The following is a 20,597-nucleotide window of genomic DNA, read 5'->3' as shown; positions in this document are numbered from 1 at the left end:
TTTGAAAACCTCTGAATGGCTTAAGAAGTACGATATAAGATTAAAAAAAGGGTTGGGTCAAAATTTTTTGTCTAACTCGACTGTGTCTCATGAAATAGTAAAAAAAAGTGAAATCGATGAAAATGACGTAATAATAGAAATTGGAACCGGCAATGGAATTCTCACAGAAGAGATAGCAAAGAAAGCAAAAAAAGTAATAACGTTTGAAATTGATGAGAGGCTCAAACCACTATTAGAAGAAAGGTTTGAAGGTTCAAAAAATGTAGAAATACATTTTGAAGATTTCTTAAACACAGACCTTTCTAAATTCAAAGATATTCCAAAACTGAAATATATAGCAAACATCCCATATTATATCTCTTCAAAAATATTAGAAAAGATATTTGAAGAATCACCAAAATTTGAATACGCAATTTTTATGTTTCAAAAAGAGTTTGGACAACGGTTGATGGCAAAATCAAAAAAAAGTTACAGCCCTTTAAGTATATTCGTTCAGACTTATTGTACTGTTGAAAGAATCATGGATGTATCTAAAAACAATTTCATACCAATTCCAAAAGTAGATTCAGTAATATTGAAATTCAACCCTTTGTACAAGTATGTAGAAGAAATAGATCCAAAAGATTTCATGAAATTTGTTCACATATGTTTTTCTAAAAGAAGAAAAACAATAAAAAACAATCTTAAAGAGATTATACCTGATACAGAAAAATATTTAACTGAGGTACAAATTGACCCCTCATCTCGACCAGAAGATATTCCCATAGAAACATACATACAACTATACAAAAAATTGTTGGGGCGAAGGGGGGCTAACAAAGGTTTCTAAAGGCAATAGTAAATTTATCTTTGGAGGGATAGAAATGGCTGAAGAGAACAATTCAGAAAATAAGAATGAAAATAAATTAGAATACGAAAGTTTAATCAACCAAGAAGAAAAGAAACCACCACAAAACAGAGAGAGATTAATTATTATTACAACTATTATTGCAATAGTTGTCTTGGGTATTGTGATTATATTTTCTCTGTTGTTTTTTGGTGGAAAGTATAATGTAACGATCAACTACGAAATAGTTGCGTCAGAAGGTCTACAAGAACCTTACAACGAAATAAAAGTTGAATTGATTGGAGCCAATACTTACGAAGCATCTTTTCCTGTTGGAGAAAGTATAGAATTAACGTCCATAGAAGAAGGGACTTATGAGCTAAATATCATGGCAGTCGATGATACAGGACTTGCATATTACTATTATAACAACCCAGAATTGTTTGTGAATGAAGATAAAACCCTAAGCGACATAAATCTCGAAAAATTACCCCTAAGATATCAAATAGATTATGAATGGGATGATAACGATTTGTATATAACACTCCCACAAGACTATGACCAATATTTAATTTATAGAAGAAACAGTGATGGAATGTACGAACCTTATAGGACCTCCACCCAGAATACACTTATTTTAAGTTCAGTGCCTTCAGAAGGATTGGATCTGAAATTTGCTGTTGTTAAAAATAACATGGTTTATAATTTCTCTGAAAATTATTATTTTCAAAAAAATAGTTCTCCCATAAGCCCAATAATCTTATCTCCATCTGAAAATCAACAATTAAGCGAGTCTAGTGTGTACTTCGTATGGCAAGCTGAAGATCCCGATAGAGATTCATTGGTTTTTGATTTATATTTAACTGCGGACTCTGGACAAGAGCGACTCATAGCAGAAAATATCGATACGTATTTTTATCGATTTAATTCTTTGGAAATGGGAAAAAATTATACCTTAAGAATTGTTGCAAAGGATCAAAAAGGCGGAGAATCTACCTCTCAAATACGCTTTTCCACAAAAGTAGTGCCCGAGGAAAAAGTTTATCTCTACTCACCAAGTGGCGAAATGGGGGTAACTATATATGAAGTTACAGATCCAAGTAAACCCCAAGAAATCGCTACAATAGACACGCCAGGAAACGTCACAGATGTAATCAATCACGATAACTATCTATATATACTCAGATATATGGAAGGATTAAGCATCGCAGAAATAAGTAATCCTAACTCTCCCAAACTACAAGAAAACTTGAATTTAGAAGGTATTAACGGAATTAAAATCGCCAATGGTTATTTATACGCTAGATTTGAAAACGGACAAGTTAGTGTCTATTCAATTAAAGATAATCCACGTAATCCAGAATTTCTAGGATACACTGACATCAAATTCTATGGTGCCCTAGAACCTGAAATAAGATATATTCAAACTCAGCAAGACTTAAAAGTCGAAATTATCAAAGGTGAGTACCCGGTTAGAGTCAACCTTAACAACCGTGTTTTTGTTACAGAATATTCCCTTTTAGTTGCCAACGCAGAAATGAAAGAAACTGTAGAAAATTCCTTTTCGCAAGTGTTTGACACTCTTAGACTCATTTTCTCAACTTATAAACCTGAAGATTTTAGAAATAATGAGAAAATTGCCGAAATTGAGAACAAATTGCTTTCAGCTTTAAATGAATTATTTAAAACTAACACTACTAACGGTATAAAAGAGGTAAATTTAGAAATTTCTAGAGTTGAATAATCTCCTATTTTGTCAATTTTTGCTTTAGATAGCATTGTTCTCTGAAGGCTGCTATTTCAGCTTCGAGATTTGTATTTGCAGAATCTCCAAAAAATGCATGAATCATTGGAACAACCAATGAAGGATCTCGTTTTGATACTTCTTTGGCGATGGCATCCATTTTTGCCATCGCCACGCCTTCTTGCATGCAAGTGAAAGGTCCTACATGGAATATCCCAGAAACTTTTTGTCTACCGTTTGTCAATTCACCATTTAAAAATTTTAGAAATATCCCAATTACCAAAGGTGATTCTCCTACAATATCACCGTGGTACTTTCTACTATTTTGCATGTCATCGATGATTTTTTGAGGTTTGGGTAAAACAGCGTGGTCTTTAGAATACGCCCCAAAAATTTTTTTGAAACGCCAATCGGTGAAGCCCATGTAATTATCCACAAAACGGAAAAGAAAATTAGGGTTTCTTCTTTCGTTAATGTAAATTACATATTCTAACCATTCAGCTATTGTCCCTCTGATTATTTCTAACCTTTCCTCTTCTATCCTTTCCATTACATAATCTGTGTAAGGATCATGTTGTCTTGAATATATTTCCCCTATGTACAATACTAAAGGAAGTGAATGTTCTTTTGCACTTGGGGATAACTTTGTGAAAGTATCTATAGCGTTTTTCACCCATCTTTTTAGATATTTTATAGAACCGCCTTTTTCCATCAGTAATTGTTGTAGGTTTTCCCATAGTTTTTGTGTAGTTTCATCGAAATCGGAAAAATCATCTGCATATGGTCTGAATCTTCTGATTAAATCATCTGTCATATCCGCCATTTTTATTGCCCTGAAAACGTTTATTAATGCATCGGCTTTCTGATAAAGAGTTTTAAACTGTTCTGGCGCTTCTATTTGGAGGTAACCCGTATCAACAGAAGGGCTGATTATAGGGATATTGTCGAGTCCTTCTTTATGTAAAAAGATCTTCAGAACTTCTCCATACTTACCAAAACGGCATGGGCCAGAAGTGGTCGGTAAGAAAATAACGGTATTGTCATTTATCCAGTCCTTTCCTTTATCTCTGGCTATTTCTTCCAAGGTTGCCATCGCATCCCCAACCACGCCTCTTAACGGGAAACAAACTTCCGTTGTGATGAACCTATCTGCCGCTTCTTTGGCTTGAACTGTGGCCGTTGGTAAAACCTTCGCTTCTATTCCGTAATGTTTAAGTATAGCTTTTCCTAGGTTACTTGCCTCACCCATGTAGGGAATGAGCCACTGCCTCTGCCCCAATTTTAATTTGTCCTTATGACCATCGGGGAATAAGACAAAATCTTTGAACTCCAAATCCGTTTTTGGTTTACTCTTTTTCACCAATCTATCGTGTGCCTCAGCTCTTGTAACAAAGGGGGCATTGTTGGTTTGTGCATCTGTTACTAAATGCAAAAACGGTTTGTCTGCTCTTTTGAATATCTCATCTTCATGATAAAATTTCACTGAATCTGGTCCGCAAGCAAAATTCATCTGTCTTATTGGAAATAGTTTTGGATGTTGTGCAACGAATATAGAAGCTTGGAGAATATGTGCATTTTGATACCAGTATTCGTTGAAAGAAAGTTCATCTATCGGAATATCCTTGTAGTACTCTTCCAAAAAAGTTTGTGGAATATAATTCATACCTCTTTGGTTGGTGAACATAGAACCTGATTGTGAGGAAGCCTGAGGATCTAGTACAACATAATCTCTTCCCAATCCTACATACCCTATCTCTTCACTTTTTTCTAATTTGTTTAAGAATCTTTCCCCTTGTTTGTGTAAATCGCTTTTGAACGCTTCTAACTTTTGATCCGCATAATCTATAGCTTCTAATATCTCTTCTTTGGAAATATTGTAACCAATTCTTTTTAATTCATCGTATATCGCTTGGGCTGACCTTTCTTTATCTTTCCAGTAAAGAACAGGCAGAATCTCTCTATCTTCTTCTAATCCCAATATGTCTTGTAACAAGTAACCTTCAGCCTCTGTATATATGCAGAATTTTCTCATCGGTTTTTTATCTCTTACTTCTTCAATAACCGAAGGGTTAAACAGATGTTTTATCCTTTTATCTTTTGCCAGCAGATCCCCGTGACCTATAACGAGTTTCATCGCTATACAAAACTCTGTAGGAGCAATATTAATACCTCTTTGTGCAATTTCTTCATCTGAGACTGGGGATAATACAGGTAAAAACCCGATTTTACTAAACAATGCCGCAGACCAAATACCTATTTCTCCTAAGGTTACTCCAGCTCTGTGAATACCTACCGTTTTTTCATTATCGACATTTATTTCGTCCAACTTTTCGTATTTTATGCCTTCAAAATGTTTTTCAAACAATCTATGGAAAATTTCAACATAATCTACTTTTACCTTTTCTGCCCCTTCACTGTTCCCTCTTGGACAAAAACCACCTGTTATAACTTTTTCGCCTGCTATACTAAAGATTTTTAATCTGCAATTTCTTACCTTACAGGACAATTTGCCGAAGTAATCTGAACACATTACCTCTTCTTTTTCAAATTTCATATCTACTACTTCAAAGCCTCTGAAAGCTGAGCGCACTTCTTTTCCTTCTTTTTTCACCTTCAATATCTCTTCTCTTAGAAAAAGACCCGCTCCCCATGCTCCAAACAATTCTCTGTGGGGATAAGCGTAGATATCTTTGTTTGTAACTTGTGCCATTGCAGCCAAAAATGCTTTCCCCAAGGCTGGTCCCCCTTGACAAGAGCATTTGTTTTGAATATGTTGTGGACCTCCAACAAATTTATTAAAATAGCTAGCTGCGGTGGATCTGACTATCGCTGCAGCTATCTCTTCTTGTGAAAAACCCTCGGAAATCAAACGGTTTTCTTCCATTTCCATGAAAACGCCACAGGTAGAATCTATAATGGGTACTTTTTCTGCTTTCAACGCTGCTTCTTGAAGTGTCGATTTGACATCCAAGCCTAACAGTTGAGCCATGTTCTCCAATGTTTGACCAGCTCCGGCTTGACATGAGTAATTCATCCTAGCCTCTTTTATCTGATCTGTAGCTTCTTCTCCATTAAGTTTGAAAGAAGTGAACTTCATATCTTGTCCACCGATTTCAAATATCGTATCGATCTCTTCATCGTGAAATTTAATTCCCTTGGCGTGACATGTGACTTCATCAACGGCTCCATCTAAAACTGCGTATCCTTCTTCTTCTAAAGTTTCTTTTTTCTTTTGACTTACTAAAATTCTCTCGTACAATTTTCTGGCTGATCCTGTGGTACATACACCAAGAACATTATAATTATTGGATTTTTTGGCTAAGTGTCTAAACACTTCTTTAAGAGCTCTTTCTGGATCACCATGGGTGCTGATGTAAATTTTGTCTAAAAGGGCACCCGTTTCAACGTCCACAATCGCAGCTTTTGTGGTGGTTGAGCCTCCATCTACTCCTATGGTTACATCTCTAACCACATCAGGTTGCACTTTCTCAATTTTTCCTTTGTAGCTGTGGACTTTATCAAGAAAGGCATAAAGAGGCTTAGCATAGGGACGTTTACTCTTCGTAAAATTAGAGATCTCAGAAAGTCGGTTAAAATCTATCACAAATTTGTTTTTCTTTTCTAACGCTTCCAGAGCTATCCCAATAGCTGCAACAGCGGTATGGTACTTAGGCCTTTTTACATTTAAATTAGTTAACATATTGAAACTTTTGAGGATATAATCACTTGAAAAGACTCCTCCTGTAGCTATGGCTGAGAGAGATGGATCAAGTTCCCTCGCTCCAATCACGTCATTTTTATAATTCCTAGCTACTGTAGAATACAATTTTGCAACTAAAAAGGGCCTTTGAGCACCCTCATTTTGTTCGTGGATCAAATCTGATTGGATTACAACACCACATCTAGCGTTGAAGCCTTGAATATCGCTGTAATCTTTCACCTCGTTTTCTGCTTGAGCATATAATTTTCTCATTAATTCGATTTTTTGTGAATAATCATCTATCTGAAAAAACTCTGAATCGTTTTTTAAGTATAATCTTTTCAACTGTTTTTCAACTAAGATTCCTGAACCCCCGCCACATTTGCTATTAGCTGACAACTCTAAAAGATTCACCTTTTCTTTAAGATGTCCAAGTCTTAAAAAATATGAGTCCTTTGCACCAATGTGGAATACATAGGAAACATTTGGTTCGAGAAAAGAAGCACCTTTGGGGATAGTAACACTTTCATAATCAAACAAGAGTTCCGAAAAAACTTTGTTGAAAAGTTGTGCACCTATTCCCGTGAAAGACGTAGAAAGTACTTCCCCATCCAGTTCAGGTTTTATCGATTCCCAAATCTCCGGTAGCCTTTTTAAAGGCACACCAAAATGTGGAATACTTTCTTTAACGTATTTTAGTTTTTCTTCTTCATCAATGACCGCTACATGAATGCTTGATGAACCAATATCAAACCCAACGTAATACATAACTTTTCTCCCCTTAAAGCCCAAAATTTTTCTTTTTTTGAAGCCCTAAAACCTACTTTAGTGCCTCATTACCCTACAATCAGTCACATCATTTCTCTCTTACTATTATGATATACCTTTTTACAATAATTATCAAGGTTCTTAAGATTTTATAACAAACAAAAAAAATTAAGCCCCATAAAGGGGCTTCAACATCTTGCTTCGTTCTTATACCCACATATATTACAAGTTTTAGACTAAGGTTCGAACATTCCTATCTCAATTACTTTCTTACTTAACCTCTCTGCTTTGTATATTAGGACCGTCTTGAATTTGTACCATCCTTTAGGCGATCCCTAAAAAGTGTTTTTTTAATTATTTTCTTATATTTAAAAGGTTTTGAGGGCTTAGGGATTACCCCCAATGTATACTGATAGACTTCGTTAGTTTATGCAGAAAATCCCCTCGTGTATTCTTAATTTTCTCATGTATTCTAGCAACTTCTAATTTTGCTTTGCCCCAATTCTTAGAACCTTTTTCTTTGCTTGAGAACTTTTTATATGCATGTTTTAGTTTCTTTTCGTATTTAGACAAAACTTTAGGAACTGGATACTTTGTCCCATCATCTGTTTTTATCCTAGCTACCCTTGCATTTATGTATGTTTCATATTGGAATAGGTTTAAATGTTGCTGGCTTCTTTGAACTGTATCGTATGCACTGTAATATTTACCGTTGTATTCGAACTTTGCACCTTTTTTGAAATCCAGATATATATGTTGATTGTATTTCCTTGTTGTTCTATCTTTTCTATGTACAATGGCTCTGTTATATTCAGTATCTATTCAAAGAATTTTGGTAGCTCTTTTCTCATTCGGTATCACTTTTTATACATTTTGTGTTCTTTTACTTTTGATAAATGATACCAGATTATTTAATCATTTGTTCATATTACTTTTTTCTACACACACTTTTTGGAAGAGAAACAAGAAATATCTATTGTAAATTTTATGTAAATAAAAATCCCATCTAAAATTTAGATGGGATCGTTTATGATTTTTTGATTCTATTGATTTATATATGATGCTTTTAAGAAAGGCTTTTTGTCTGAAGATATATACTTCGTTATCTCTGAAAGATCACCAACATCGGTTAATAATTTTTGAAAAAAGAATTCATTACTATTAAGAATTTTCACAGCCCTTTGCATGGTGAATGGATTTACATAAGAACCGGTGATTGAAATTTCCTCACTGTATATTTTAAAAGGCTCTACTTCCTTTGATTTCGATCCCTTTGGAGTGACTCCGAAATCTATTATTTTTCCGCCTTTTTTTACTAGGGTATAAGCGGTTTCAAATCCCGAAATAGTTCCAGAACATTCAAATACTGTATCAAATTTGCGGGATTTGGGATTATTGTCAGGATGATCGATTTCCAACCGAAACTCGTTTTTTATAAATTCCATTTTTTCTTGAGAAACTTCAAATATAACGGTTTTCCCTACTGAGAATCTGTTTAATAGCATGGCGAAGATCAGACCTATTGCTCCTCCTCCTATTATTGCTATATCATCAGTGTAAGAGAAATTAGAAAGATCTATTCCGTGAACTATACAGGAAAGAGGCTCTGCAAATAATGCATCTTTTACTTGAATATTGTTGTTTAATACATAGATCTGTTCATTTGGAACAGAAAGAAATTCAGCAAAACCGCCATCTCTATTTACCCCAACTGCGTTTAGATTCTCACACAGATGAATTTTGCCCTCCCTACAGTACTGACAAACACCACAAGGTCTATTTGGATCAATGGTAACTTTGGTTCCTTTCTCAAATACCCTAGATTTTACTATTTCTCCAACGATTTCATGCCCTGGTATAAGAGGATAAGTAGCCAAAGTTTCTCCTTTAAAGATTTTTAAATCAGTTCCACAAACACCACAACCTAATACCCTTATCAATGATTCATTTTCTTTTGCAGACGGTTCTTCTTTATTAATTACTTCGATTTGATGAGGTTCTCTGATGTAAATAGCTTCCATAAGCCCACCTTCTTTATAATTTAATCAAAGTTTTAAATGAATTTGTTTCACTAGAAGCGTACAAAACGCATTCGGTACTTGATCTAATACTCTATTTATGATAATCAATTTTTCAGTGGAAGCCAGTTAAGCACTTTTTCAATGTAAGTATCCCAAAATTTCCAAGTATGTGCCCCTGGCCCTTCTTCATAAGTTAAATCAACGTTATTTTCCACAAGAAAATCTTTGAATTCACGGTTAGTGCTTAATAAATCATCTTCGGTGCCACAAGCCATATACATTTTAGGAAAATGTATTGACGGATCTTTTTTCATCTGTTCTTTGATATCCTTCACAAGTACTTTTGGATTCTTATCTGACAAAAGAGCCTCCTTAGAATCTCCGAACCAGTTCTTCACAAAAGCAATTTCTGGATAAGATTCACCAAGCGTTTGCAATTGTTCAAGATCCAAGGCACTGGAAAGTCCAGCAACATAGCCAAAGGTTTCATGGTATTTTAGACCATTTCTAATGGCACCATAGCCTCCCATAGAAAATCCCGCAATAAAGGTATCTTCTCTCCTTTTAGACAGAGGGAACATCTTTCTGGTGATATCAACAAGTTCTTTTCCTATAAACTCTCCATAAAAATTACCAAATTCCGGTTGATCCAAATAAAAAGAATTATCACCAGAAGGCATCACCACAGCCAGGTTCTTTCCTTCAGCCAATCTTTGAATTCTTGTTTCTGAAACCCAGCTTGTATAATTACCAAATCCCCCATGAAGAAGATATAGTGTTTTAAAATGAGTATTGTCTGTCATTTCAGATGTAATTGAAAAATTTAATTTATCAACCGGTAAAACCACCATAACTGGTACTTTTCTCATTAAAGACTTCGACATAAAGTTTACTTCTAATAAAGCCATCATATCTCTCCTTAAAATCAACTTTTTGACTCTTAACGAATTTGAATTATTTTTTAACTATATTAAATTGTACCATTTTTGCCGTCGTTCTTTTTCTATGTATGCATTATTTAGAAAACTAAGAAGTAAATCTTTTGTTTGTCTCGGGTAAATTTTAGATTAAAATTAAACACGACAGTTTTAATCTTATTTTTTAAAATCCATAAAGAAAGGAATTGAAAGGGGTTTTAATGAAATTTTTTTCAAATCTTGCAAAAACGGAGATTTTAGTGTATAATCGCTAATAATTTACTCTAATCTCAAATAATTAACAATAATTAGGAAAAATGAAATTTTTTTCTTATTCTTACAACTCTGAAAATATTTTCGTAAATTTTGAATTCAAGGAGTTAGATGACTTGAAAGAAGATCAGTCTTTCAAAAAATGCGGTTATCTAGGGCCAAAAGGAACTTATACTGAAATTGCTGCAATGAAATATTTTGGTGAAAATGTTTTTTTGATTCCATTACAATCTATTTCAGACGTTTTTGAAATGGTTCAAAGTAAAGAAGTAGATTTTGGAGTTGTTCCAATTGAAAATTCTGTAGAAGGTTCAGTGAACATTACAATGGATCTTTTATTCGAGAAAACTGATATTCAGGTAGTTGGGGAGTGTATTGTTCCAATCAAACATTTTCTTCTGTCCTATGAAAATTTAGACTTGACTGAGATTAAAAAGCTTTTTTCTCATCAACAAGCTATTGGACAATGCAGTAAGTTTATAAAAAATAGATTGAATAATCCCGAAATTATATTTACCGCGAGTACCGCAAATGCTTGTGAAATAATAAAAGATGTTCAAAAAAGTGCCGCTATAGGTTCAGAAAATATTGTTAATATCTATAATTTAAAGGTTTTAGCTAAAGATATTCAAGACTCAAAAAGTAATTCAACCCGTTTTTTCGTAATTGCAAATTCCGAAAGGTTTACAAAGATTGAAGGTACAGAAAAAAATTACAAAACCTCGATAATATGTTCTCCAAAACACAACAAACCTGGGGTTCTGTACAACATGTTAAAAACTTTCAAAGAAAAGAACATAAATCTAACAAGGATAGAGTCTCGGCCAACAAAAAAGCAATTAGGTGAATATTCTTTTTATATAGATTTTGAAGGTTATAAAGAAGATAAAGATATAATAACAGCATTAGTTAAATTAGAAAAAATGAGTTCTTTCTTTAAAATTCTTGGAAGTTATCCAAAATGGAAAGAACGGGAATGAATTCTACCGGGGATTTTTTCAACATTTTTAAACATTATGAAAAGGGAGGATTATATGAGCGATAATAAACAAAGAAGCGACGAAATTAAAAAAGGAGTATCAAAAGCTCCACATCGTTCTTTGCTTTATGCCTTAGGGTTGACAAAAGATGAGATCGATAAACCTATAATAGGGATAGCTAACTCTGCGAACGATATAATACCAGGACATAAACATTTGAATGAAATATGCGAAAGTGTAAAAAATGGAGTATACGCTGCTGGAGGTTTGCCTTTAGCTTTTTCAACAATAGGAATCTGTGATGGTATCGCTATGGGACACAGCGGTATGAACTATTCATTACCGAGTAGAGAATTAATTGCCGATTCTATAGAATCTGTAGCTAGAGCCTACAAATTCGATGGATTGGTTCTTATTCCCAACTGCGATAAGATCGTTCCAGGGATGCTAATGGCCGCTTTGAGGCTAAATATTCCTGCCATTGTTGTAAGTGGAGGTCCAATGCTTGCGGGGAATTACAGAGGAAGAAAAATCGATTTACACGATATGTTTGAAGCGGTTGGTGCGAGAGTTGCCAATAAGATTTCTGATGAAGAGTTAAATGAAATGGAAATGAACGCCTGTCCTGGGTATGGATCTTGTGCTGGGATGTTTACTGCCAATTCAATGAACTGCCTAACAGAGGTTTTAGGACTTGCGCTGCCGGGAAATGGGACGATTCCGGCAGTTTTTTCTAGTAGGAGGGCTTTGGCAACAAAAAGTGGAGAAAAGATAATGGAGTTAGTAGCTAAAGATATTAAACCGTTGGATATATTCACCGAAAAAACAGTAGAAAATGCCTTTACTTTAGATATGGCTTTAGGTTGTTCTACCAACACGGCTTTACATTTGCCGGCAATTGTTCACGAAGCTGGAATCGATTTTGACATAGATATTATAAATAAAATTAGCTCAAAAACCCCACACCTATGTAGTTTATCCCCTGCAGGGATTCATCACATTGAAGATTTACATTATGCCGGTGGTATTCCTGCTGTACTAAAAGAATTGTCCAAGAAGAATTTGCTCCATCTAGACTGTTTGACCGTAACTGGGGAAACATTAGGTGAGAATCTCAAAACCGTTGGTTATGTCAACCAGGAAGTGATAAGGCCTATAGATAATCCGTACCATAAAGATGGAGGACTAGCGGTGTTAAAAGGTAATATAGCTCCTAACGGGGCAATCGTTAAACAGATAGCTGTATCGGATGAGATGTTGGTACATGAAGGACCTGCAAAGGTCTTCAACAAGGAAGAAGAAGCCATCAAAGCTATTTATGGGGGAAAAATTAAAGAAGGAGATGTAGTAGTTATCCTGTACGAAGGGCCAAAGGGAGGACCAGGTATGAGAGAGATGTTAGCACCTACTTCTGCATTAGCTGGTATGGGATTGGATAAGAAGGTTGCGCTGATCACCGATGGTAGATTCTCAGGAGCAACACGCGGCTCTGCCATAGGTCATGTGTCTCCCGAAGCTGCGGCAGGAGGTCCAATAGGGGTTGTAAGGGATGGGGATATGGTATCGATAAACATACCACAAAAGACTCTAAATTTAAAAATATCAGAAGAAGAATTACAAGCAAGATTAAATACTTTTAAACCGATACTTCCAAAAACTAGTGGGTATTTAGACAGGTACAGTAGGTTTGTACAATCAGCGGATAAAGGGGCGTTTTTAGAATAAAAAAATTAGAGAGGTGATTTTATGCCGATTCTTTCCGGGGCAAGAATATTCGTTGAATCACTTTTGAGGGAAAAGGTTGAAGTTGTATTTGGATATCCAGGAGGGAAGGTTATTCCCCTTTATGATGAACTGTACGACGCACCTATAAAACATATATTAGTTCGTCATGAACAAGGGGCAGCACATGCTGCAGATGGTTATGCAAGGAGTACAGGGAAGGTTGGGGTGTGTATAGCCACTTCTGGGCCTGGAGCTACGAACCTAGTTACAGGGTTAGCAACAGCATACATGGATTCCGTTCCAGTTGTTGCTTTTACAGGTCAAGCTCCGACGAGCCTAATAGGTACGGATTCATTCCAAGAAATAGATATAAGAGGAATAACCTTGCCTGTAACTAAGCACAATTACATGGTGACAAATGTGAAGGATTTAGCCAAGACAATAAAAGAAGCTTTTTACATAGCAAGAACCGGCAGACCAGGTCCCGTTTTAATTGATTTACCGGTGGATGTTCTTAAATCTCATGCTGATTTCATGTATCCTGAAAGTGTTCATCTCCCAGGATATCAACCAACATACGAAGGAAACTATATGCAAATAAAATTGGCAGCCGAGGCAATTAACACTTCGCAAAGGCCTGTCACCTTTGCCGGTGGAGGCGTTATAAATTCTAATGCCTCAGAAGAACTAACAAATATGGCAATAAAGGGAAGAATACCAGTAGTTACGTCTCTCATGGGGCTTGGTGTTTTTCCAGAAGATCATGAGCTTTCTTTAAAGATGTTAGGTATGCACGGTACAATGTATGCCAACTACGCTATTTCTGAAGCGGATTTGATAATAGGAGTTGGAGTACGTTTTGATGACAGGGTAACGGGGAAGTTAGAGACATTTGCTCCACATGCAAAGATCATCCATATAGATATCGATCCAGCAGAAATAAATAAAAATGTCAAAGTTGAAATTCCGATTGTTGGTAATGCGAAAAACGTTTTAGATAAATTAATTCCACTAATAAAGACGATCGAAAGAAAAGAATGGCTTGAACAAATAAAAGAATGGAAAAGACGATTTCCACTTAACTACGAATACGATGATAACAGTATTAAACCACAATACTTGATTGAAAAATTGGATGAGTTAACTGATGAAAATACGGTAATAGTGACAGAAGTTGGCCAAAATCAAATGTGGGCAGCCCAATACTTTCGTTTTTCGAAACCTAGGTCATTTATAACCTCTGGAGGTCTTGGAACTATGGGATACGGTTTACCCGCCAGTGTAGGTGTTCAGGTAGGAAATCCCAATAAAACGGTTATCAACATATCTGGTGACGGAAGTTTTCAAATGAATCTCCAGGAGTTGGCTACAATAAGTTCTAACAGGCTCCCCGTGAAAATAATTATTTTAAACAATGGAACGTTAGGGATGGTAAGACAGTGGCAAGAGTTATTTTTTGATGAAAGATATTCTGCCACTATACTTGAAAATCCTGATTTTGTTAAATTGGCTCAGGCTTATGGAATAAAATCGTTAAGAATTGATCAAACAAACGATGTAGAGATGGCTTTGAAAGAGACTCTTAACTACGACGGCCCAGTTTTACTTGACGTAATTATTCCTCAAGATGAGAACGTATTTCCAATGGTTCCAGAAGGGGCATCGATCAATGAGATGTTGGAACTAAAAAAGAAAAAGAGAGAAAAGGAAAAACAGGGGGAGGTTGCATGAGACACATCTTATCAGTAACGGTGAATAATCAACCTGCAGTTTTGGCAAGAATATCTGGTCTATTCAGTAGGAGAAATTTTAACATACTGAGTTTAAATGTAGGGGAAACAGAATTACCTGAGTATTCAAGAATGACCATAGTTGTCGAAGGAAACACAGACACACTCGAACAAGTGAAAAAACAGCTTTACAAACTTATAGATGTTATAAAGATCACTGAATTGAATCAAAGCAATATGATAGAGAGGGATATGGCGATAATTAAGGTAAATTGTGGAAAAAATCAAAGAAGCCAAGTTATTCAGGTGGTCGACGTTTTTAGGGGTAAGGTTGTCGATTTTTCCCTTGACACAATAACAGTTGAAATTACGGGGGATGAAAATAAAATAAATGCCTTTATCGAAATAATGAAGGATTTTGGCATTAAAGAAGTCGTGAGAACAGGGATCGTAGCTATAGATAGAGAAATGAACAACAACGCTTTGACAAATTCATAAAAATCAAAAAATAAAGGAGTGATAGTTCATGGTGGAAACATTTTATGAAAAAGATGCCGACTTAGGTTTATTGAAGGAAAAAACTATTGCGGTTTTAGGTTACGGAAGTCAAGGTCACGCTCAGGCACAAAATCTTAAAGATAGCGGATTAAAAGTAATTATAGGTCTGAAGAAAGATAGTAAAAGCAAAGAAACTGCTCAAAGAGATGGTTTTGAAGTCTATGAAACATCTGAAGCGGTTAAAAAAGGAAATATTATTCAAGTATTGATCCCTGATGAAGTTCAAAGTGAGGTGTACAAAAAAGACATAGAACCCAACTTAGACGAGGGTAATGCACTTGGGTTTTCTCATGGTTTTAATATCCATTTTGGACAAATTGTGCCTCCAAAAAACGTAGATGTATTCATGGTTGCTCCTAAAAGTCCTGGTCATTTAGTCAGAAGAATGTATTTAGAAGGCAAAGGGGTTCCAGGATTATTAGCTGTTCACCAAGATTTTTCCGAAAAAGCAAAAGAGTTGGGTTTATCTTACGCCAAAGGAATAGGGTGTACACGAGCAGGTGTTATCAAAACAACTTTTAAAGAGGAAACAGAAACGGATCTATTTGGAGAACAAGCGGTCTTATGTGGTGGAACTACATCACTTATCAAGGCAGGTTTTGAAACACTCGTTGAAGCCGGATATCAACCAGAAATAGCCTATTTTGAATGTTTGAACGAACTGAAATTAATCGTTGATCTCTTGTATGAAGGTGGATTAAAAAAGATGAGATATTCCATAAGTGACACCGCACAATACGGAGATATTACCATTGGACCAAAAATTATCGATAATAGGGTTAAAGAAACTATGAAGGATGTACTTGCAAACATACAGAATGGGAATTTCGCAAAGGACTGGATATTAGAAAACAAAGCTAATAGGCCTGTTTTCAACGCATTAACTGAAAAAGATAATAATTCTTTGTTGGAACAAGTAGGAGCGAAGTTGAGAGCCATGATGCCTTGGATCGAAAGCTAAATCTACCGAAGTAGGAGTGTGATCAAATTTGAGAAAAATAAAAATTTTTGATACTACGTTGAGGGATGGCGAACAATCCCCTGGAGTAAGTTTAACAATGGAGGAGAAGTTGGCAATAGCCGAACAGCTTTCCTTGTTAAAAGTTGATGTAATAGAGGCTGGTTTTCCTATTTCTTCAAGTAGTGATTTTGAAAGTGTGAAAAACATCGCCCAAAAAATCAGAGATGTTGAGATTGCCGCTTTAGCAAGGGCGAATTACAAAGATATCGATTGTGCTTGGGAAGCACTTCAGGAAGCAGAACAACCAAGAATTCATGTGTTCATTGCCACTTCTCCTATTCACATGAAATATAAGCTGCAAATGAATGAAGATCAAGTTTTGGAAAGAGCAGTTGAGGCCGTGAAGTATGCAGCAAAGTATACTAATAACGTTGAATTTTCAGCAGAAGATGCTTCAAGAAGCGAGTTAGAGTTTTTGTACAAACTCTTTGAAAAAGTCATCGAAGCTGGTGCATGGGTAATTAATGTGCCTGATACGGTGGGATATGCAATTCCTCAAGAATTTGGTGAATTTATTAAAAAGATAAAAGAAAACACAAGGAACATAGACAAGATTGAATTAAGTGTACATTGCCATAACGATTTAGGGATGGCAACTGCTAACACACTCGTTGCTCTGAAAGAGGGTGCCGATCAGGCAGAGGTTGCAGTCAATGGAATAGGAGAAAGGGCAGGCAACGCTGCCTTAGAAGAAGTTTTAATGGCGTTAGTTACCAGAAAAGATTATTTTGAAGATTTAGTCGTAACCCAGGATACAACTAAGATTTTAAAATTAAGCAACATGGTTTCACAATTTACTGGAATGGTTGTTCAACCTAATAAAGCAATAGTAGGTAAAAATGCCTTTGCACATGAATCTGGTATTCATCAAGATGGTGTTATCAAAGAGAGAACTACTTACGAAATAATGAAAGCAGAAAGTATAGGGTTGAATTCAAATAAACTAATTTTAGGGAAGCATTCGGGAAGACATGCCTTAAAGGAGTTCTTAACATCATCTGGTTACACCGTGAATGAAGAAACCTTTGAAAAGTTATTCATTAAATTCAAAGATCTAGCCAGTAAAAAAAAGAATTTAAATCCGCTTGATGTTGAAGCATTGATAAACGACGAACTATATAAAACCGAGGATTATTTCAAACTCAAATATTTATCCGTTACTACTGGAAACACTACACTACCGACAGCGACTATAAAGATAGCAAGAGGAGAAGATTTGATAGAAAAAGCAGCTTGCAGTGGAGACGGGCCAATAGATGCAATATTTAAAGCCATAAACGAAATCGCTGAAGAAGAAAATATCACTTTGATTTCGTATAAGATTGAAGGGGTTACAGAGGGGACCGATGCCTTAGGAGAAACAACCGTTAAACTCAAAATTGGAGAAGATGTGTACGTTGGGCATTCTGTTGAAACAGATATTACCCAAGCGAGTACTTTGGCTTATCTAAATGCCTTGAATAAATATATGACTAAGAAACTCCAAACTACAAAAAAAATAAAATAATAAAGTGAGGAAATAAAGAAATGACAATTGTAGAGAAGATCCTTGCATCTCATTCAAATAAAAGTGAAGTTAAACCCGGAGAGATTGTTAATGCGAGAGTGGATCTTGTACTTGGGAACGATGTAACAACTCCTGTTGCCATCAAAGAATTTAGAAAAATAGGATTATCCAAAGTATTTGATAATGAAAGAATTGCAATAGTTCCAGACCACTTTACCCCAAACAAAGATATAAAATCCGCGCAAAATGCTCTACTTATAAGAAATTTTGCAAAAGAGATGAATATTCTTAATTATTTTGAGATAGGTAAAATGGGAATAGAACACTGTCTAATACCTGAAAAAGGACTAGCCTTACCAGGTGAAATCGTTGTAGGAGCAGATTCCCATACGTGTACCTATGGTGCTCTTAACTGTTTAGGTACAGGTGTTGGAAGCACCGATATGGCTGCGGCAATGGCTACCGGTTACTTATGGTTCCGAGTCCCAGAAAGTATAAAAATCGTATACAAAGGAAAGTTAAACCCATGGGTAAGTGGAAAGGATTTGATACTTTACACGATAGGAGATATAGGAGTGGATGGAGCCCTGTATAAATCTATTGAGTTTACTGGAGAAACGATCGAAGACCTTTCTATGGATTCGAGAATGACTATGGCGAACATGGCGATAGAAGCAGGGGCTAAATGTGGATTATTTGAATACGATGAAAAAACCAAAGAGTACTTAAAAGAAAGGGCAGTAAGAGATTATACACCGGTAAGTAGCGATCCCGATGCTTCATATGAAGAAGTTATCGAATATGATGTATCAAATATTGAACCACAGGTGGCTTTCCCACATTTGCCAGAAAACACCAAACCTGTTAATGAAGCAAAGGGAATAAAAATTGATCAATCTGTAATTGGCTCTTGCACTAACGGAAGAATAGAAGATTTAAAAATCGCTGCTCACGTGCTTAAGGGACATAAAATCAATCCTGATGTAAGATGTATTATTTTTCCTGGCACCCAAGATATATACATGCAGGCATTAAAAGAAGGCTTAATAGAAATATTCATCGAAGCTGGAGCCGCTGTGAGTACACCAACGTGTGGCCCCTGCCTTGGTGGACATATGGGAGTTTTGGCAAAGGGTGAAAGAGCAATCTCTACAACTAACAGAAATTTTGTTGGAAGAATGGGTCATCCAGAAAGTGAAGTTTATTTATCCAATCCTGCGGTAGCAGCGGCTTCCGCCATTACTGGATACATCACTCATCCTGAGGAGGTTATAAAGTGAAATTCAGAGGAAGAGTATTCAAATACGGTAACAACGTTGATACCGATGTTATCATACCAGCTAGGTATTTGAACAACCCAGAACCAGAAATATTGGCACAACATTGTATGGAAGATATAGATAAAGATTTTGTAAAAAAAGTTAAAAAAGGTGACATTATAGTTGCCGGAAGGAATTTCGGTTCTGGAAGCTCTCGTGAGCACGCTCCGTTATCGATTAAGGCTGCGGGTATTTCTTGTGTCATAGCAGAAAGTTTTGCAAGGATTTTTTATCGAAACGCTATTAATATTGGATTACCTATACTTATTTCTAAAGAAGCTTCGCATAATATAGAAGATGGTTCGGAAATAGAGGTAGACTTGGACAATGGTATTATCAAAGATCTAAAAAACAATAAAGAATATTACTCAGAGAAATATCCTAAATTTCTTCAAGAAATAATATCTTCCGGAGGATTAATAGAGAAGATCAAAAAGGAGGTCGCTCAATAGATGCCGTCGATCGCTGTTCTACCAGGTGATGGAATCGGGAAGGAAGTAATCAATGAAGGTCTTAAAATATTAAATTTTATAGGTGAAAAGTATAATTTGAATCTCAAATTTGAAGAGTTCGATGTCGGAGCCGAACGGTATCTAAAATATGGGGAACTAATTCCAGACTCTCTATTGAAACGATTAGAAACCTTCGATGCCATATATTTGGGTGCAGTGGGGGATCCAAGAGTACCAGCAGGAGTCCTAGAGCATGGGATACTATTAAAATTACGATTTCATTTTGATCAATACGTCAATTTAAGACCGATAAAACTACTAAACGACAGGTTTTCGCCTTTGAAAAGGAAAGGCGTTAATGAGATCAATTTTACAGTGATTAGAGAAAACACAGAAGGACTCTATGCAGGTATTGGAGGAATTTTAAAAAAAGATACTCAAGACGAAGTAGCGATACAAGAGATGCTTTCAACTAGAAAAGGTGTAGAGCGTATCATCCGTTACGCATTCGAGTATGCAAAAAATCTCAAGGGGAAACTAACACTCTGTGATAAAAGTAACGTATTAACTTATTCTCACGGCTTATGGTTAAGGGTGTTTGAAGAGTTAAAGAAGGAATATCCAGAAGTTCAGACTGATCATTATTACGTGGATGCTATAACGATGAAAATGGTACGAAATCCCGAAATTTTTGATGTGATAGTAACCTGCAATATGTTTGGAGACATCATCACAGATTTGGGTGCAGAAATTCAGGGGGGAATGGGATTAGCTGCTTCAGGAAATATTAATCCCAACAGTGTTTCCATGTTTGAACCCGTTCATGGTTCAGCTCCTGATATTGCTGGTAAAGGTATTGCCAATCCCATAGCTGCCATTTTAGCTGCAGCGATGATGTTGGAATATTTTGGAAGAAAAGACTTAGCTGAAAAAGTCGAAGGTGCTATTGAAACATCGATCGATGAAAACTTACTTTCTCAAGACATGGGAGGGAATTTAAGCACCAGTGAAGTAGGAGACGAAATTGTCAAAATCTTAAAAAGAGGGTGAACCGAA

General features: G+C 35.8%; 15 protein-coding genes. 11 read left to right on the top strand and 4 right to left on the bottom strand.

The window, feature by feature from the left end; translation table 11 throughout:
* Nucleotide 1: 1 nt before the first annotated feature.
* On the top strand, nucleotides 2-829 hold the full coding sequence (rsmA, locus tag BZ25_RS00310) for a 16S rRNA (adenine(1518)-N(6)/adenine(1519)-N(6))-dimethyltransferase RsmA (RefSeq protein WP_121567165.1): 828 nt from the start codon (nucleotides 2-4) through the stop codon (nucleotides 827-829).
* Between the two features lie 34 nt (nucleotides 830-863).
* Complete coding sequence (locus tag BZ25_RS00305) at nucleotides 864-2,570, top strand: flagellar basal body-associated FliL family protein (protein ID WP_121515333.1); 1,707 nt, start codon at nucleotides 864-866, stop codon at nucleotides 2,568-2,570.
* Between the two features lie 4 nt (nucleotides 2,571-2,574).
* Here BZ25_RS00305 and BZ25_RS00300 read toward each other — a convergent pair whose 3' ends face one another.
* From BZ25_RS00300 to BZ25_RS00285, 4 genes are all read right to left on the bottom strand, one after another.
* Entirely contained in the window at nucleotides 2,575-7,038 is a 4,464-nt protein-coding gene (locus BZ25_RS00300; RefSeq protein WP_121567164.1) for an acyl-CoA dehydratase activase-related protein, read from the bottom strand.
* A gap of 393 nt (nucleotides 7,039-7,431) precedes the next feature.
* Nucleotides 7,432-7,611: a transposase gene (locus BZ25_RS10390; protein ID WP_233546391.1), complete on the bottom strand. Its 180-nt coding sequence runs from the start codon at nucleotides 7,609-7,611 to the stop codon at nucleotides 7,432-7,434.
* Nucleotides 7,612-8,081: 470 nt separating this feature from the next.
* Nucleotides 8,082-9,059 (bottom strand): alcohol dehydrogenase catalytic domain-containing protein, encoded by a 978-nt coding sequence (locus BZ25_RS00290; RefSeq protein ID WP_121515331.1) that lies wholly within the window; start codon nucleotides 9,057-9,059, stop codon nucleotides 8,082-8,084.
* A gap of 104 nt (nucleotides 9,060-9,163) precedes the next feature.
* Nucleotides 9,164-9,967: an alpha/beta hydrolase family protein gene (locus BZ25_RS00285; RefSeq protein ID WP_121515330.1), complete on the bottom strand. Its 804-nt coding sequence runs from the start codon at nucleotides 9,965-9,967 to the stop codon at nucleotides 9,164-9,166.
* A 326-nt stretch (nucleotides 9,968-10,293) separates the two neighbouring features.
* On the opposite strand from BZ25_RS00285, the gene pheA reads away from it, so the two are divergent.
* Genes pheA through BZ25_RS00240 form a run of 9 tightly spaced genes read left to right on the top strand, consistent with a single transcriptional unit; the run spans nucleotide 10,294 to nucleotide 20,591 of the window.
* Complete coding sequence (pheA, locus tag BZ25_RS00280) at nucleotides 10,294-11,229, top strand: prephenate dehydratase (protein ID WP_121515329.1); 936 nt, start codon at nucleotides 10,294-10,296, stop codon at nucleotides 11,227-11,229.
* 54 nt (nucleotides 11,230-11,283) lie between these two features.
* Entirely contained in the window at nucleotides 11,284-12,954 is a 1,671-nt protein-coding gene (ilvD, locus tag BZ25_RS00275) for a dihydroxy-acid dehydratase (protein ID WP_121515328.1), read from the top strand.
* A 21-nt stretch (nucleotides 12,955-12,975) separates the two neighbouring features.
* Nucleotides 12,976-14,685, top strand: a complete 1,710-nt coding sequence (gene ilvB / locus BZ25_RS00270; RefSeq protein WP_121515327.1) for a biosynthetic-type acetolactate synthase large subunit — start codon at nucleotides 12,976-12,978, stop codon at nucleotides 14,683-14,685.
* Complete coding sequence (gene ilvN / locus BZ25_RS00265; RefSeq protein ID WP_121515326.1) at nucleotides 14,682-15,182, top strand: acetolactate synthase small subunit; 501 nt, start codon at nucleotides 14,682-14,684, stop codon at nucleotides 15,180-15,182. The genes ilvB and ilvN overlap by 4 nt, the downstream gene beginning before the upstream one ends.
* 28 nt (nucleotides 15,183-15,210) lie before the next feature.
* A complete protein-coding gene (ilvC, locus tag BZ25_RS00260; protein ID WP_304598463.1) occupies nucleotides 15,211-16,203 on the top strand; it encodes a ketol-acid reductoisomerase in 993 nt (330 codons plus the stop codon).
* A gap of 28 nt (nucleotides 16,204-16,231) precedes the next feature.
* Nucleotides 16,232-17,770, top strand: a complete 1,539-nt coding sequence (locus BZ25_RS00255) for a 2-isopropylmalate synthase (protein WP_121515325.1) — start codon at nucleotides 16,232-16,234, stop codon at nucleotides 17,768-17,770.
* Nucleotides 17,771-17,790: 20 nt separating this feature from the next.
* Entirely contained in the window at nucleotides 17,791-19,050 is a 1,260-nt protein-coding gene (leuC, locus tag BZ25_RS00250; protein WP_121515324.1) for a 3-isopropylmalate dehydratase large subunit, read from the top strand.
* A complete protein-coding gene (leuD, locus tag BZ25_RS00245) occupies nucleotides 19,047-19,541 on the top strand; it encodes a 3-isopropylmalate dehydratase small subunit (protein WP_121515323.1) in 495 nt (164 codons plus the stop codon). Before leuC ends, leuD begins: the two co-directional genes overlap by 4 nt.
* The gene (locus BZ25_RS00240; protein WP_121515322.1) at nucleotides 19,542-20,591 is read left to right on the top strand and encodes a 3-isopropylmalate dehydrogenase; all 1,050 of its coding nucleotides are present in this window, start codon (nucleotides 19,542-19,544) and stop codon (nucleotides 20,589-20,591) included.
* Nucleotides 20,592-20,597 lie beyond the last annotated feature (6 nt).

Source organism: Petrotoga sp. Shatin.DS.tank11.9.2.9.3 (assembly GCF_003665005.1).
Taxonomy (GTDB): domain Bacteria; phylum Thermotogota; class Thermotogae; order Petrotogales; family Petrotogaceae; genus Petrotoga; species Petrotoga mobilis.
This window is presented reverse-complemented; position numbering and strand designations above follow the sequence as displayed.

What these genes read in the sequence shown, in the direction of transcription:
- ilvD (WP_121515328.1), top strand. Translation starts at nt 11,284, where the DNA reads ATGAGCGATAATAAACAAAGAAGCGACGAAATTAAAAAAGGAGTATCA.
- BZ25_RS00300 (WP_121567164.1), bottom strand. Translation starts at nt 7,038, where the DNA reads ATGTATTACGTTGGGTTTGATATTGGTTCATCAAGCATTCATGTAGCG.
- BZ25_RS00285 (WP_121515330.1), bottom strand. Translation starts at nt 9,967, where the DNA reads ATGGCTTTATTAGAAGTAAACTTTATGTCGAAGTCTTTAATGAGAAAA.
- ilvC (WP_304598463.1), top strand. Translation starts at nt 15,211, where the DNA reads ATGGTGGAAACATTTTATGAAAAAGATGCCGACTTAGGTTTATTGAAG.
- BZ25_RS00290 (WP_121515331.1), bottom strand. Translation starts at nt 9,059, where the DNA reads ATGGAAGCTATTTACATCAGAGAACCTCATCAAATCGAAGTAATTAAT.
- pheA (WP_121515329.1), top strand. Translation starts at nt 10,294, where the DNA reads ATGAAATTTTTTTCTTATTCTTACAACTCTGAAAATATTTTCGTAAAT.
- leuC (WP_121515324.1), top strand. Translation starts at nt 17,791, where the DNA reads ATGACAATTGTAGAGAAGATCCTTGCATCTCATTCAAATAAAAGTGAA.
- ilvN (WP_121515326.1), top strand. Translation starts at nt 14,682, where the DNA reads ATGAGACACATCTTATCAGTAACGGTGAATAATCAACCTGCAGTTTTG.
- BZ25_RS00240 (WP_121515322.1), top strand. Translation starts at nt 19,542, where the DNA reads ATGCCGTCGATCGCTGTTCTACCAGGTGATGGAATCGGGAAGGAAGTA.
- ilvB (WP_121515327.1), top strand. Translation starts at nt 12,976, where the DNA reads ATGCCGATTCTTTCCGGGGCAAGAATATTCGTTGAATCACTTTTGAGG.
- BZ25_RS00305 (WP_121515333.1), top strand. Translation starts at nt 864, where the DNA reads ATGGCTGAAGAGAACAATTCAGAAAATAAGAATGAAAATAAATTAGAA.